This is a genomic window from Shewanella electrodiphila, from assembly GCF_023283985.1.
Classification (GTDB): domain Bacteria; phylum Pseudomonadota; class Gammaproteobacteria; order Enterobacterales; family Shewanellaceae; genus Shewanella; species Shewanella electrodiphila.
In genome coordinates this window covers 405,741-420,516 of the sequence record NZ_JAKIKU010000004.1, presented here as the reverse complement: position 1 = coordinate 420,516, position 14,776 = coordinate 405,741, and the positions used below count along the sequence as shown (strand labels likewise).

Below are 14,776 nucleotides of genomic sequence, written 5' to 3'. Positions count from 1 at the left end.
TTCACCTTAAAAGGGCTTCCTATTGGAAGCTTTTTTATGTCTTTCTTTTTTGATTATTACGCTCAATTGATACATAAAGCGGCCGATATCCTTTATTATCACCAACATGTATCAAGGTTAAAGGTTTGCAGTAGTGGCAGTGTCGGTAGCAGGTGGAGTCAGACCAGGAAAAGTCATCGAAGTTGAAAATCGATTATATAAACAACTTATTGTAGGGAAAGAAAAGCTGACCCAGCAGTTTGATGATCGCGATAAACAGCTTGAGGATGATGCCAATAAATTAGAAGTCGAGCGTAAAGCCATTAAGGCGCGCATGGAAGAGCAAGCAAAAGCTCAGCATGTGCTTAAGCGTATTTCTGAGCAGCTGACCATCACAGTGATGAATGCCCTAGAGCATCAAATTAGCTCACCTAAACAAATGCTGGAACAATCTGGTCTAGCTGAGTCACAAGTCTTACTACTTGATTTACTATTGAATAAAGACCCTGATCTTCGTCGTATCCGCCCCTTAGTCGAAAACATCTCCTGGTTGTATACCGATTTAGTCAATTTAATTAATAGCCCAGCATCAAGCCATAGAAGACCTCAGCGCTCGGAAGTTAAAGTCACTGATATTAAGTTAGTCCTTAATTATATTGGCATTGAAAACTTACAAGCGGTAATACCTTACTTTTGCCTACGTAATTGGTTGCCTTCTGGTAATGCTAATCTAGTCTGGACCACCAGAAAGCTATGGCGATATAGCATGATGACTGCAATTGCAGCCAAAGCCCTAGCAGTATTGCATGAGAAAGATGCGGCGCTGGTTTACAGCGCGTCGCTCATGAAGCAATTAGGCAGTGCGACTATCTTGAATGCTAGCGCAAGGCAGTTTGAGAAAACCTGGGGCACTTGGCTGCGAGAAACGAGTGCTAAAGGAGATAAGAATCTCTACGATGCTGTGATGGCATCTGAGTTTCCTGCAAATGAAGTATTTAGCAAGGTAATGTCTCATGGTGAGCAGTTAAATTGGCAAATGCTGGATTTACTTGAATTTGAAAACAGTAAGCTGACAAAAATACTAAAAGAGCTCGATTTTAATTACCACTTTAGCGAGTTCTCTGCTGAAAGTGCCATCGTCGCGAAAGCGAGCTGCTTCGCGAAAGTGTTATTGTTAGAAGAATCTCGCCTAATTGAACCCCAAGAAAAGCGTGTGATGTTTGATTATTATGAATTTACTGAGCAGGAACTTATCAGGCTGAAAGGGCAAAACTACCGCAAATTGGATTTAGTGTAATCACAGTAATGGGACTGTGATTGACTAAATTGACTTGTCTAATTATGCATATTTGATGAATAGCTAAGTAAATCGAGTTCAAATAACTTTTTTTATGACTATTTATGCTCAAATTTAGCAATATAAGTACTTTGTATGCGCATTTTTATCACTCTTTATTCACTAATCATTTCAGTAATGAATAGTTAACAGCTAAAAACTGGTATTTTGATCACATTTTAGCTAATAATGACCTTCAAGTTAGACAAGCAACCGCTGCGATACTAAACCAAAACCAATACAGACAGCGGACTAGAGTGATTTTTAAATCACTTAATAACCAAAGGACGAAAAGTAATGAGCGTTGAAATGAACTTAACACGTGCCCAATTTGATGAAGTTATGGTGCCTAATTATGCGCCTGCAGCAGTAATTCCTGTTCGCGGTGAAGGTAGCCGAGTTTGGGATCAACAAGGTAACGAGTTTATTGACTTTGCTGGTGGTATTGCAGTGAACTGTTTAGGTCATTGTCATCCAGCTCTAGTTGGCGCGCTTAAAGAACAAGGCGAAAAACTTTGGCATCTTTCAAATGTAATGACTAACGAACCAGCACTTGAGTTGGCGACTAAGTTAGTTAATGCCACTTTTGCTGAACGTGTTTATTTTGCTAACTCGGGCGCAGAAGCTAACGAAGCTGCGCTGAAACTAGCTCGTCGTTACGCACTAGAAAATCACGGTCCACAAAAAGATCAAATCATTGCATTTGATAAAGCCTTCCACGGTCGTACTTTCTTTACTGTTACTGTTGGTGGCCAAGCGGCTTATTCTGATGGTTTCGGCCCTAAGCCACAAAGTGTTACTCACGTACCATTCAATGATATTGCTGCACTTGAAGCAGTCATCTCAGATAATACATGTGCCATTATGCTTGAGCCGCTTCAAGGCGAAGGCGGAATTATCAATGGTGACCCAGAATTCCTTAAAGCGGTTCGTGCTTTAGCTGATAAGCATGACGCATTAGTTATTTTTGATGAAGTACAAACAGGTGTTGGCCGTACTGGTGAGCTATTCGCATACATGGGCACAGATATCGTACCTGATATTTTAACCAGTGCTAAAGCATTAGGTGGCGGCTTCCCAATCGCAGCAATGCTGACTACTGCTAAAATTGCAGCACATTTAAAAATTGGTACTCACGGTTCTACTTATGGTGGTAACCCACTAGCGTGTGCTATTGGTAACGCTGTAATGGATGTCGTTAATACACCTGAAGTACTTAACGGTGTTAAGCATCGCGAGCAATTATTCCGTGATGGTTTAGCGGCAATTAATGCTAAATATAATGTATTTGAAGAAGTACGCGGCCAAGGCATGTTGTTAGGTGCTGTACTGAATGAACAATACGCTGGTCGTAGTCGTGACTTCCTTGTTGCGTCAGTTGCAGAAGGTTTAATGAGCCTGATTGCTGGTGCTAACGTAGTGCGTTTTGCTCCTTCTCTTGTGATCCCAGAAGCCGATATTGCTGAAGGTTTAGCGCGTTTTGAACGTGCTGTAGCTAAAGTAGTTGCAGGTTAATTGATAAAATTGCGCAACCATTGGGTTGCGCTTTTTTGTTTGGGTAACCAATGAGGTTAAGTATTTAAGCCTGAAGGCATAAATACTGGCTTTATAGGTGTTATTTTAGGAGAGTTTGATGCTAATCATTCGACCAATTCGCGCCAGTGATTACGATGCTCTATACAAGGTAGCTGTTGAGTCAGGACATGGGTTTACATCTCTGCCTGTCAACGAAGAGCTATTGCGATCGAAAATCGCTCGTGCAGAAGCCTCTTTTTCCAAGCAAGTTGAAAAGCCTTTTGATGAAGGTTATTTGATGGTGCTTGAAGATCTGAAAACCAATGAAGTTGTCGGTACCTGTGGTATCGAAGCCGCTGTTGGAATGGAAGATGCCTTTTATCATTACCGTTTAGGTACTGAAGTTTATCATTCAAAACAAATCTCAGTTCGTAATGAAGTTGAAACCCTGACCTTGTGCCATGACTACACTGGTGCGGCAGAGTTGTGTACTTTATTTTTGAATAAAGATTATCGTCGTGGCTATAACGGCCGCATGCTGTCACGTTCACGCTTCTTATTTTTAGCGCAACATGAGCAACGTTTTGGCAGCACGGTCATTGCCGAAATGCGTGGCGTTAGCGATGAAAAGGGCGACTCGCCTTTTTATGAATGGTTACAAGATCATTTCCTCGGTATCGATTTTGTTGAAGCTGATTATCTCTCAGGTTTAGGTAAGAAAGCCTTTATGGCTGAAATGATGCCGCGAAGTCCAATTCATGTGTGCCTTTTACCTAAAAAAGCGCAAAAAGTGATCGGTGAAGTGCATCGCAACACCAAGCCAGCATTGAAATTGCTTCAAGCTGAAGGCTTTAAATTTAGAAACTACGTCGATATTTTTGATGGTGGCCCAACTGTAGAGTGTGCATTAAATGATATTCGTTCAGTTCAGCTGAGCAGAGAGCTCACAGTAACCATCGGCAAAATGCCTCATGCAGACCACCAATACATTATTGCCAATACTTTGTTAGCGGATTATCGCGCGACAGCGGCAAAAGTGAAGGTGTCGGATAAGCATGACAAGGTAACGCTCAGCCCAGAGTTGGCTGAAGCATTGAAAGTGGCTAATGGCGATAACATTCGCGTACTAGAACTTTAGGACAGAACAAATGACACAATTTATTAAAGGCCAATGGTCTAATGGCGAAGGCCATGAAGTAACATCAGTTAACCCAGCTAACGGTGAGGTTATCTGGAGTGGTAAAACTGCAACTGCAGCTCAAGTGAATACTGCGATTGATGCTGCTCGTGCAGCACAATTTGATTGGTTTATGCTGGGTTATGAAGCGCGTTTAGCTATCGTTGAAGCATACCGCAGTGAACTTGAAGCACATAAAGCTGAGCTTGCTGAAGTGATTGCACAAGAAACCGGTAAGCCGCAGTGGGAAACTGCTACAGAAGTTGGCGCGATGATAGGTAAAATTGGCCTATCAGCAGCAGCTCACGATAAACGTACTGGTACAGAAACCAACGATATTCCAGCTGGACGTGCAGTATTGCGTCACAAGCCTCACGGTGTTGTTGCGGTATTTGGTCCTTATAACTTCCCAGGTCACTTACCTAATGGCCATATTGTTCCTGCATTGCTTGCTGGTAACACTGTGGTATTTAAGCCGTCTGAACTGACTCCGAAAGTGGCAGAAGAAATGCTGAAGCTTTGGGATAAAGCAGGATTGCCACAAGGGGTGATTAACCTTGTTCAAGGTGAGCTTGAAACGGGCAAGGCATTAGCGTCTCATCCACAAATCGACGGTTTGTTCTTTACGGGCAGTTCGCGTACGGGTCATTTACTGCATCAACAATATGCAGGTCACCCAGGCAAAATTTTAGCACTTGAAATGGGCGGTAATAACCCATTAATCATCAAAGATGTTCAAGATACTAAAGCCGCTGTTCACGATATTATTCAGTCAGCGTATATCTCTTCAGGTCAACGTTGTACTTGTGCTCGTCGTCTTTATATCGAGCAAGGCAGCGCGGGTGATGCATTAATTGAGCAACTTATTGCTGCCATTAAGCAAATTAAAGTCGGTAGCTGGAATGCACAGCCACAACCATTTATGGGTTCTATGATTTCTGAGGGCGCAGCTAAAGGTATGGTTGCTGCACAAGCAGAATTACAAGCGCTTGGTGGTCAATCTTTAGTTGAGTTAACGCATGTTGAAGCGGGTACTGGCTTAGTGTCTCCTGGTTTAATTGATGTCACTGAGATTGCTGAATTACCAGATGAAGAATACTTTGGTCCATTACTGCAACTTGTTAGATACCAAGATTTTGACAATGCGATTGATATGGCGAATAACACGCGTTATGGCTTATCTGCAGGTATCTTAGCTGACAGCCGTGAAGATTATGATTACTTCTTAGCGCGCATTCGTGCAGGTATCGTTAATTGGAATAAGCAAATCACGGGTGCTTCAGGTTCAGCACCATTTGGTGGCGTTGGCGCTTCTGGTAATCATCGTGCAAGCGCATTTTATGCTGCTGATTACTGTGCTTACCCTGTTGCTTCAGTGGAAGCAGACAGTGTTAGCTTGCCAGCAAACTTAAGCCCAGGGCTTTCAATTTAAAATAACAATAAAGCTGCTAAGGCAATGACTAGGGCCTGCTAATCTTTTCTGGTTGAATTTTGTTCGAGTTAAAAACGTTTTAATTGAGGCGAATGGATTGATGCCTAGTCACCTAAGCAAAAGCCATTCAACAAAGAGTAAAATGTTTTTAGCCGAACCCTTCGGGCAGCGTTTGTTGGCCACTTTTACTGCGTTATTGACTTTTTATGTAGAATAACTACACCTCAAAGTCTCTGCCTTGTACAAATGGCCAACAATTCGCTGCAAAAGCAACCTTGAAAGATCAACAGGCCCTTACTCATTGCCTTTTTTATAAAGAAGGATTTTATTATGCATACCGACGTAAACGCTTTGTTCGCTGCATTATGGCAAGACTATATCAACATGACGCCATCAGCGGATAGTATTCATAAGTTACTCAGTAACGGCGAGCCGATCATTAATGATCATATTGCTTTGAGAACCTTTAACATTGCTAAAGTTAACTTATCAGTGCTTGCCGAACATTTCGAGTCCATTGGTTATGTGGCTTGTGGTGATTACAACTTTGAGCAAAAGAAATTAATCGCCAAACACTTTGAGCATCCTGATGCAAATCAACCAAAAGTCTTTATCTCTGAGCTATTAGTTGAAGAGTTTAGCCCTAAAGCGCAAACCATAATTCATGGTTTAATTGACCAAGTGGATGAGAGCGCAACTAAAGCGGATAATTTCCTTTATTCTGGTCGTCATTGGAATGTGGATCTTGCAAGCTACAAAACACTATTAGCTGAAAGTGAATATGCCGCTTGGGTTGCCGCTATTGGCTATCGCGCAAACCATTTCACAGTATCAATCAATGCGCTGCCAGAGTTTGAACGTATTGAGTCAGTCAATGAAGCATTGAAAAGTGCCGGCTTTAAATTGAACACTTCAGGCGGTGAAGTGAAAGGTTCAGCGGAAGTTTTGTTAGAGCAATCTTCGACGATGGCTGACAGAATGATGGTTACTTTTGCGGATGGTGAATTAGAAATCCCAACCTGTTTTTATGAGTTTGCTCGCCGATACCCAATGACGGATGGCAATTTGTATACAGGCTTTGTTGCGGCTTCTGCCGATAAAATTTTTGAAAGCACTAACGCTGCAGGCTAAAGTTTTGGTTTATTTAAACTGAAACTGAAACTGAAACTGAAACTGCAACAAGCTGATTATTGTGGTTATTGCTTTTTATTGAACAAGCCCTGAGTCATTTTATGTTATTTAAATGACTCAGGGCTTTTTAGTGTCTGGTATAGAAGATTGAGCGATTAGACGCTGGTCATCACTTTCGGATTGTTAAATGCAATAGTTACTCTGAGCCCACCTAAGCGCTCTGAACGGTCAAACGTCAAATTGTATCCATACTGTTCAATAATCTCTTTGACGATGGATAAGCCAAGCCCATGGCCTACAACAGCCTCATCTAAACGCTTACCGCGATTGGTTAACTGATTGAGTTGATCATCATTCACACCAGGTCCATCATCTTCTATCGTGAGTGTCAGAGTTTGACCTGAATTAACCTCACTCGTTTTACTGTTACTGGCTATGACGTCGATATCGACAATGATATTTGATTGTGCCCACTTATAGGCGTTGTCTAATAGATTACCAAACAGTTCCATCCCATCTTCACGGTGAATAGGCAGTCGGTTGATATTGGCAATGATATTGACGCTGCAATCAATTTGTTTATGGTGGTGGACTTTATCTAAAGTATTGGTGAGCGCCTCGAAATCTCTTGGAATGACCATTTGTGCAGCGGGGAGCATATCGCCGGTGATACGAGCTGCGGCAAGTTTACGTTCAATCATATTGCGAATTTGATCGAGTTGCTGTTGCATAGCTTCGGCAGATTCAGGATTGGATAAACCGAGCACTTCAACTTGCTGCTGCATCACAGCAAGCGGGGTTTTTAGACCATGGCTTAAATTACCCAGGTTATTACGGCTACGCTCGATTTGATTGGCGGTGTAATCCAATAGTTCGTTATAGGTTTCTGCTAACGGCTTTATTTCTACTGGGATCTGATTAATCTCGAGAGAGTTTATTTCACCTTGCCTAAGTTTAGCGAGTGAATCCTGAATGGATTTTACAGGCTTAAAAGATTGCCTGATAATGATAAAAATACCGCCAATCATTGCTAGCAGCATGGCGATATTGATTGCAAGCTTAGTACCAAATACTTCACTAAATACCCGCCTGCCAATACTTAAATCCTGGGCAACAGTTAACGTTGCCACTTTCTGACCGCTGGTGGAACCTAAGCCAATAGATAATAACTGCATATCATTATTTTTTGGCCCTTTGGCTTGCCAGACGCGAGTTTGGTTTTGCTCAAGTAGTTCAATGTCGAGTTGTACATCCCATAGGGAGCGAGAACGAATGACTTGGCTTTCTGAATTAAACTGAAAGTAGCGCCCAGAGTATGCGGGTTTGTAAAAGCTCGACAGCTCATTTTGGTCGATAATGATTTCGCCAGCATTAATGTGACTTGCCAGAATGATGTGCTCTAAATCTTCTTCGAGTCGATTGATGATAGAGTCGTGAAAAGCTTGTCGCAGCATGGACTCAAACAGTATGAGTCCAATGACTGTCGCAATAATAATGAGTGCACTGAGCCATAAGCTTAGCTTACTGCGGATCGATATCATTCCACGATGCCGTGAAAGATGTATCCTTGGCCGCGTCGAGTTTCAATGGCCGTTTTACCGAGTTTTTTACGTAAATGAGTGACGTAAACTTCTACAACATTTGACTCTTTCTCATCATCAAATTGGTATAGTTTGTCTGTCAATTGGGCTTTTGAGAGTAACTTTTTAGGCGACATCAGGAAGATTTTAAGCAATCTAAACTCCATCGCGGTTAATTCAAAATGGTTTTCACCGATATGCACTCTCTGCTCGGCTTCATCTAATGTAATGCCGCCATAGCTTAATTGCTTTGATGAGGTATTAAGTCGGCCATGGGCACGGTGAATAAGTGCTTGAACACGTGCTAATAACTCTTGGGCATGGAAAGGTTTGCCAAGGTAGTCATCAGCGCCAGCATTAAAACCTTCAACTTTTTCATGCCACTGACTTCGGGCGGTTAGCATGATAACGGGAGTATCGATGCCTTTTTCGCGCCAAGACTGTACTAGCGTTAAGCCATTACCGTCAGGGAGGCCTATGTCTAGAATGACACAATCGTATTGGGTTTCTTTAATTAGATAGTCTGCTTCAACAGCTTTGTCAGTGACATCTGTAACATAGCCAGCTTGTTTAAGTTGTTTCTCAAGTTCAGCAACTAAAAGGGTATTATCTTCGACGAGTAGCAGTTTCATTTATTTGGCATTCACTTGGTAGTTGGTCAATAGACTCTGGCATTCCATTTGTTGCATCGATAGATAAATGGATAACATGCCCTTTTTTTAACTTTAATTGTAAATCATAACGCCATTTATCATCCTCTTGATAGAGGCTGGCATCAATTAATTCACCTTCACAGTATTGTGCAAGTAAAGTAAGGGAATAATCAAGTGAACGAATGCTACCAGATGTGACCAAGCGCTGAACTTCATCATGTTGAAGCTCGTTTGTCATTGCATGTGTCGTTGAGCTGAGAGTGTATGCAAATAGACTGAGAAAAAGCGCTGGCAGCAGCCTCATTGGAAAGACTCCCATAAAAAAAGTGATAATCAGATTGACTAATTATCACTTTAATTAATTACTCTTAAATCAAGCTGAAGCTTAACTTAACGAGTACCATATACGACTATAGTTTTACCGTGAGCTTGAATAAGGCTTTGTTCTTCAAGCATTTTCAAAATACGGCCAACAGTTTCACGCGAACAACCTACAATCTGACCAATCTCTTGACGAGTGATCTTTATTTGCATGCCATCTGGGTGAGTCATTGCATCTGGCTGTTTAGCAAGATGTAATAAAGTTTGAGCAATACGTCCAGCAACATCTAAGAATGCTAAATCACCTACTTTTTGGCTAGTGCTTTGCAGGCGGTAAGCCATTTGAGCAGTAAGCTTCATTAGGATTTCAGGATTAACCTGAATCAGTTGCTTGAATTTCTTATAAGAAATCTCTGCGATTTCACATGGTTGTTTTGCACGAACCCAAGCTGTACGTTCTGCTTGTTCTTCGAATAAACCAAGTTCACCGATGAAATCACCCTGATTAAGGTAAGAAAGGATCATTTCTTTACCTTCTTCATCTTTAATCAATACAGCTACCGAGCCCTTTACGATGTAGTAAAGCGTGTCAGATTCTTCACCTGCGTGTATCAAGGTGCTTTTTGCTGGGTATTTATGGATGTGACAGTGTGAAAGAAACCACTCCAAAGTTGGATCAGGTTTAGGCTTGCCAATCAGAGCCATGTTTATTTCCTCGATTGATAAAATGAAAGTAAGGACTATCTAATAAAGTAATTGTACGTGACTTGTCGCTGTAAAACCTTGATGAAGATCGAGTTTAACATTATGAAAAACGCGACTAAGTCAGTATTAACTTATTAAATTTAAGATTTATTTTTGCTACATTAGATAACTATGTCAATCTAATTTAGTGTGCGTTAAATTATTTAGCAAGTCTTTAAGTAACTATTAAATCAATATTTTGACTGTTTTTTTACTCTCAGTTCGCTATTAATGCTGATATTTTCAGACTTAAACACATTTCCTTTATTGTAAAACCACTAATTGATAGTTATTGTTAATTCGATTACCAAATGAAGTTGAGTTGTAGGGGTTGATTTGAAATATTCTCAAAAGCTATTAAATCTAGGGCTTGCTTGCTCGTTATTTATGCTTGGCAGTGCTGTAACACCTGCTCATGCTTTTTCTATTCCTGCTTCATTAGAATCCCAAGCAGGCACTAAACTTGTGCACATTCAATTACGTGCTGCTGAAGGCAATGCCGATGCACAATTCCTGTTAGGCCTGATGAACTTGGCAGGGCGCTTTGTTGACCAAGATACAGAGCAAGGACTGTACTGGGTTGAACAAGCGGCGATGCAAGATCATATTAAAGCTCAGCAAACTATCGCAGACTTATCATTTGAAGGTAAATTATTACCGAGAAACCTTGGAGTGGCTGAGCAGTGGTATCAGACGTTAGCGCAGCAAGGCGATCCTCGCGCTCACTTTCGTTTAGGTTTTATCTATTCAGCTGGTGGTGATGGGGTTGAACGTAACTGTGGTAAAGCACTCGATCAGTTTAATCAAGTCGGTGACAGTATCGCATTAGGCAATGTGGCTTGGATTTTAGCCACTTGTCCTGAAGAGCAATATAGAGATGGTTCACGTGCTGTTGAGTTAGCATTACAGTTGCTGGAAAATAATGCCAATGATCCGACTAACTTAGATAATCTTGCTGCAGGTTATGCTGAAATGGGTGAATTTGAGTTAGCTGTTGATACTCAGCAAAAAGCGATTGAAGCTTTAAAGCAAGATCCGGAAGTGGCACAGAGTGATGAATTTATTATGCGTCTCGAGCAGTACCGTCAGCGTCAGGCTTACCGAGAAGTCATTCCCTTAATGGATTAAGTGTCACGCAAACCTTTCTATCTTAAACGGCCTGTTGGCCGTTTTTTTGTTTTTACTTCAAAGATTTTCTATTCCATCTCTCTGTAAGAACTATTAATGCCTATGCTTGAATGATTGAAATCGAGTTTTTAATCATTCAAGCATAGGCATGGTGGCTTTGTTTTGGTGTTTTATTTAGCTTTGAGGTGATTTGATGAATCAACAATTGAAGTGGTATCAGTTAACAGTCATTTTTAGCTTATTATTTTCGTTGATGGGTTTTTCATACAATGTTTGGCGAATGGAAATAACTGAACACAATAGTAATGTGAGAACCGCGAGTTTTGAAATGTTACTTGAGTTAGCACAATTGCAGCAATTGGTTTATGCCGCTTATTATGATCAAGACTTAAAGCTTGGCAACCCAAGAGTTGGCTGGGTAAAAGTTGGACTGATAGAAGATTTGAGTAGTTTAACCGGTAAGCCTGTAATTGAGCAGTCGCAGCAATTAACACAAGTATGGACGACTCAATGGCAGAATATGCCTGAAAATGAAGCAGCAGCGAATCAAATTATTGAACAAGTGGACAGCGTGCGGGCTGAAATCAAAATCTTGCTAGTGTCATTAAACTAACGAAGAAGAGCGTGCTAAAAGTAGGTTTGCTGATATGCCCAAGTGCGCTAACAGATAAAGATGGGGGAATTAACACCCATGAGCACATCAACTATCGTTCTTTCGCCTGAAATCCCGATAGTGGAGATGATAATACCTATGGCTTAAAACAAGCTTAAACAACCATAAGTAATAATCGTTCATTTAGTAAGAATGTGACTCAGTATTAAGCGTTTTCTGCGGCTTTCTTATGCATTAACTCTTTGATCAATGGGGTTAGAATTAACTCCATTGCTAATGACATTTTACCACCCGGTACCACTAAGGTATTGACTCGAGACATAAATGAGCCATCAATCATGCTGAGATAATAAGGGAAGTCGACATTGTTAATATCGCGGAACCTAATCACCACAAAGCTTTCATCTAGGCTGGGAATATCTTTGGCGCTAAATGGGTTAGAGGTGTCTACAGTCGGCACCCGTTGAAAGTTAATATGAGTGCGCGAGAATTGTGGCGTCATATGTTTGATGTAATCATCCATACTGCGAACGATTGAACCCATGACTTTTTCACGGCTATGACCCCTATCTGATGTATCTCGAATGATCTTTTGGATCCACTCTAAATTGACAATCGGCACCATGCCAATCAATAAGTCTACATGCTTAGCGACATTGGCATCTTCGGTAACAACACCACCATGCAACCCTTCGTAATACAGCATATCGGTATTTTCAGGAAGAGGGTGCCACTGAGTGAATGTGCCTGGCATTTGGTTAAATGGCACTGCTTCATCAAAAGTGTGTAAATAACTGCGGGTTTGGCCTTGGCCTGTATCTGAATAGCTTTGGAAGCACTCTTCGAGTTTGACGAAGTTATTTGCTTCAGGGCCAAAATAACTAAGATTGCGATTTTCAGCTTGAGACTTGCGGATTAACACTTCCATTTCTGCACGGGTAAAGTTATGAAAACTATCACCTTCAATAAAAGCTGCATTGATGCCCAGTTGACGGAAGATATGAGTAAATGCCGTTGTCGTTGTTGTTGTGCCAGCTCCTGAAGAGCCAGTAACAGCAATAATGGGATGTTTTGTTGACATTTATCCTACCTAGATCAAACGTGAAAATTAGCTAAATAACTGAGACAGTTCAGTGTTTTATCGTTCTGCTCATCGTTAACACTTTCATGATTAAACTTGAAGAAAAACAGACTCTATTTATACGGGCTGAATCGATTGAGGTCAATGCTGCAATGTTAATCCTACTCAGCAGTTGGGTAAATGATTTGATCTTTATGCCTTATAGCGATTGATTCATCTTCTTCGCTAAATTCTACTTTGAGCTCGCCTAGCTTAAGAGAGTGCTTACACTTTTCAATGGCTGCAGCAATTTGTTGATCATCAAGTTGACCAAAAGATCCATCTTCAACTTGAGTTAATAAATACTCTTTAATCAAGTTATTAAGTGTTTCTTGCGGCAGTTGTAATAACGCCTCGTAAGGGATTAGCATGAATTAGCCTTTAATAAATTGGATGATGCGAGACTCTAAATAAAAAGTCGGTTTCCAAGGTACACCGCCAGAGATAAAGCCGACATGACCACCGTTTTGATGTAGTTCGTACTCGACATGATCAGACAATTCTTCATTGGATGGGATCACTGCATCTGTCATAAAGGGATCATCTTGAGCATGAATGACTAAAGTCGATTTTTGTACCTGTTTTAAAAATGGTTTACCACTCGCTCGATTATAGTAATCATATACATCGCTGAAGCCATGTAGCGGGGCGGTGACTCTATCATCAAATAGATGGAATGTTGTTAATTCGGCAATTTCTTTCGCGGTCACTGGCATATCAGTGCTCAAGTGCGCTTCAGCAACTTTTGCCTGCATTTTGTCTTGTAACTGCTTAATTAAATGCTGTTGATATACCGTAGAAAAGCCACTTTCTAATTTTTTTGCACAAGCGGCCAAACATAACGGCGCTGAAACAATGATGGTTTTGTCTAGCAAACTATCACTACCTTGTTCGCCTTGATATTTCGCCAGTACATTACCCCCTAAGCTATAGCCTACAGCGTATAACGCTGAGTCAGGAAACTGTTGGTTTAACTGAGTGAGGGTGAAGTGAATATCTTGAGTATCACCACTGTGATAACTGCGTGCTAGGCGGTTTGGTTCGCCAGAGCAGCTACGGTGATGATGTACCACGGCACATAAACCTTGTTCTTTTGCTGCTTGAAGCATGCGACGCACATAGTGAGAATCACTGCTGCCTTCTAAACCATGCAAAATGACTAAAATAGGTTGGCCATTTACCGCTTCACCCACCCAGTCTAAATCAACGAAATCACCATCTGATAGTTCTTGGCGTTGTCTTAAAACTTCTGGTTTGTCCACTTTGAAAAATACGGGTAAAATCGTTTGAATATGGGCACTTACAGCCCACCATGGTGGTGAAAAAGTCTTTTTCATATGGGTATTTTATGTGCAATGGTTTGTTAATATTCAAACGTATGTTTAAATGTTGATTGAGTTCACTTTAGCATAGATGCTTTTGTGGCAACAAATGTGGCACTTGGGAGTGTTTGATTTGTGGCCGTGCTTTCGTACAGAAGTAGGCAATAGAAAAGGGATAACAATGAAAAGAAGAACCTTTTTAACTGGGGCGTTTACAGGAACAGCTGCGCTCGCTTTAGGTGTGAGTTTGTATACGCCTGAAGTAAACGATAACCCAGATGACACACATCGCTTATTATTCAGTGTGCTTATTCCGATATTTATGGATGGCGCATTACCAGAAGTTGCCAACTATCGTGATGCTTTTTTAAATCGGACCATTATTGCCATTAACCAAACAATCAGTGTATTGCCTGAAGATCAAAAGCAAGAATTAACCCAGTTACTGACCATGCTGGAATCAAGATTTGGCCTGCTTATTCTCACCAGCAGCATTACGCCATTGGTGCTTAGATCGCCTGAACAACTGAATGAAATGTTGGAGCATTGGCGCCATCACTTTCTTGAGATGATGCAGACTGCTTATATTGGGCTGCGTGAACTCATCATCTCTAGCTATTACGCTTGCCCAGAACATTGGGGACGTCTGCACTACGCTAAACCTACATTTTTGGATGCCTAAGCTGTTTGTATTTTCACTAATTAACATGAATTCTGGAGTAACA

The 14,776-nt window shown here is 41.1% G+C and carries 15 protein-coding genes; 8 read left to right on the top strand and 7 right to left on the bottom strand.

Annotated features, from left to right (window positions below; genetic code table 11):
• Positions 1-133: 133 nt before the first annotated feature.
• The 5 genes from L2737_RS09955 to L2737_RS09935 all read left to right on the top strand — a co-directional run bounded on the left by L2737_RS09955 (position 134) and on the right by L2737_RS09935 (position 6,570).
• Positions 134-1,276 (top strand): HDOD domain-containing protein, encoded by a 1,143-nt coding sequence (locus L2737_RS09955; protein WP_102529212.1) that lies wholly within the window; start codon positions 134-136, stop codon positions 1,274-1,276.
• Between the two features lie 336 nt (positions 1,277-1,612).
• The gene (locus tag L2737_RS09950; RefSeq protein WP_102529213.1) at positions 1,613-2,830 is read left to right on the top strand and encodes an aspartate aminotransferase family protein; all 1,218 of its coding nucleotides are present in this window, start codon (positions 1,613-1,615) and stop codon (positions 2,828-2,830) included.
• 118 nt (positions 2,831-2,948) lie between these two features.
• Entirely contained in the window at positions 2,949-3,968 is a 1,020-nt protein-coding gene (astA, locus tag L2737_RS09945; protein WP_102529214.1) for an arginine N-succinyltransferase, read from the top strand.
• A 10-nt stretch (positions 3,969-3,978) separates the two neighbouring features.
• Positions 3,979-5,439, top strand: a complete 1,461-nt coding sequence (astD, locus tag L2737_RS09940; protein ID WP_229371160.1) for a succinylglutamate-semialdehyde dehydrogenase — start codon at positions 3,979-3,981, stop codon at positions 5,437-5,439.
• 330 nt (positions 5,440-5,769) lie between these two features.
• Entirely contained in the window at positions 5,770-6,570 is an 801-nt protein-coding gene (locus L2737_RS09935) for a DUF1338 domain-containing protein (RefSeq protein WP_102529216.1), read from the top strand.
• Positions 6,571-6,725: 155 nt separating this feature from the next.
• On the opposite strand, the gene L2737_RS09930 is transcribed toward L2737_RS09935, so the two are convergent.
• The 4 genes from L2737_RS09930 to crp form a co-directional block, all read right to left on the bottom strand.
• The gene (locus L2737_RS09930) at positions 6,726-8,111 is read right to left on the bottom strand and encodes an ATP-binding protein (protein WP_248955625.1); all 1,386 of its coding nucleotides are present in this window, start codon (positions 8,109-8,111) and stop codon (positions 6,726-6,728) included.
• Positions 8,108-8,782 carry a response regulator gene (locus tag L2737_RS09925; RefSeq protein ID WP_102529218.1) on the bottom strand — a complete coding sequence of 225 codons (675 nt, stop codon included), beginning with the start codon at positions 8,780-8,782 and terminating at the stop codon, positions 8,108-8,110. Before L2737_RS09925 ends, L2737_RS09930 begins: the two co-directional genes overlap by 4 nt.
• Positions 8,757-9,041: a PepSY domain-containing protein gene (locus L2737_RS09920; RefSeq protein ID WP_248955624.1), complete on the bottom strand. Its 285-nt coding sequence runs from the start codon at positions 9,039-9,041 to the stop codon at positions 8,757-8,759. Before L2737_RS09920 ends, L2737_RS09925 begins: the two co-directional genes overlap by 26 nt.
• A 152-nt stretch (positions 9,042-9,193) precedes the next feature.
• Positions 9,194-9,829 carry a cAMP-activated global transcriptional regulator CRP gene (crp, locus tag L2737_RS09915; RefSeq protein WP_102529220.1) on the bottom strand — a complete coding sequence of 212 codons (636 nt, stop codon included), beginning with the start codon at positions 9,827-9,829 and terminating at the stop codon, positions 9,194-9,196.
• A gap of 375 nt (positions 9,830-10,204) precedes the next feature.
• Here crp and L2737_RS09910 point away from each other — a divergent pair, with 375 nt between their 5' ends.
• Both L2737_RS09910 and L2737_RS09905 read left to right on the top strand, forming a co-directional pair.
• On the top strand, positions 10,205-10,996 hold the full coding sequence (locus tag L2737_RS09910) for a tetratricopeptide repeat protein (RefSeq protein WP_198589600.1): 792 nt from the start codon (positions 10,205-10,207) through the stop codon (positions 10,994-10,996).
• Between the two features lie 193 nt (positions 10,997-11,189).
• Entirely contained in the window at positions 11,190-11,609 is a 420-nt protein-coding gene (locus tag L2737_RS09905; RefSeq protein WP_248955623.1) for a hypothetical protein, read from the top strand.
• A 205-nt stretch (positions 11,610-11,814) separates the two neighbouring features.
• Here the strand turns inward: L2737_RS09905 and L2737_RS09900 are convergent, their stop codons facing one another.
• The 3 genes from L2737_RS09900 to L2737_RS09890 form a co-directional block, all read right to left on the bottom strand.
• Positions 11,815-12,690 (bottom strand): phosphoribulokinase, encoded by an 876-nt coding sequence (locus tag L2737_RS09900; RefSeq protein ID WP_102529222.1) that lies wholly within the window; start codon positions 12,688-12,690, stop codon positions 11,815-11,817.
• Between the two features lie 161 nt (positions 12,691-12,851).
• On the bottom strand, positions 12,852-13,100 hold the full coding sequence (locus tag L2737_RS09895) for a YheU family protein (RefSeq protein WP_102529223.1): 249 nt from the start codon (positions 13,098-13,100) through the stop codon (positions 12,852-12,854).
• A 3-nt stretch (positions 13,101-13,103) separates the two neighbouring features.
• On the bottom strand, positions 13,104-14,066 hold the full coding sequence (locus L2737_RS09890; RefSeq protein ID WP_248955622.1) for a hydrolase: 963 nt from the start codon (positions 14,064-14,066) through the stop codon (positions 13,104-13,106).
• Between the two features lie 166 nt (positions 14,067-14,232).
• Here L2737_RS09890 and L2737_RS09885 point away from each other — a divergent pair, with 166 nt between their 5' ends.
• Entirely contained in the window at positions 14,233-14,733 is a 501-nt protein-coding gene (locus L2737_RS09885; protein ID WP_102529225.1) for a TAT leader-containing periplasmic protein, read from the top strand.
• Positions 14,734-14,776: the final 43 nt, after the last annotated feature.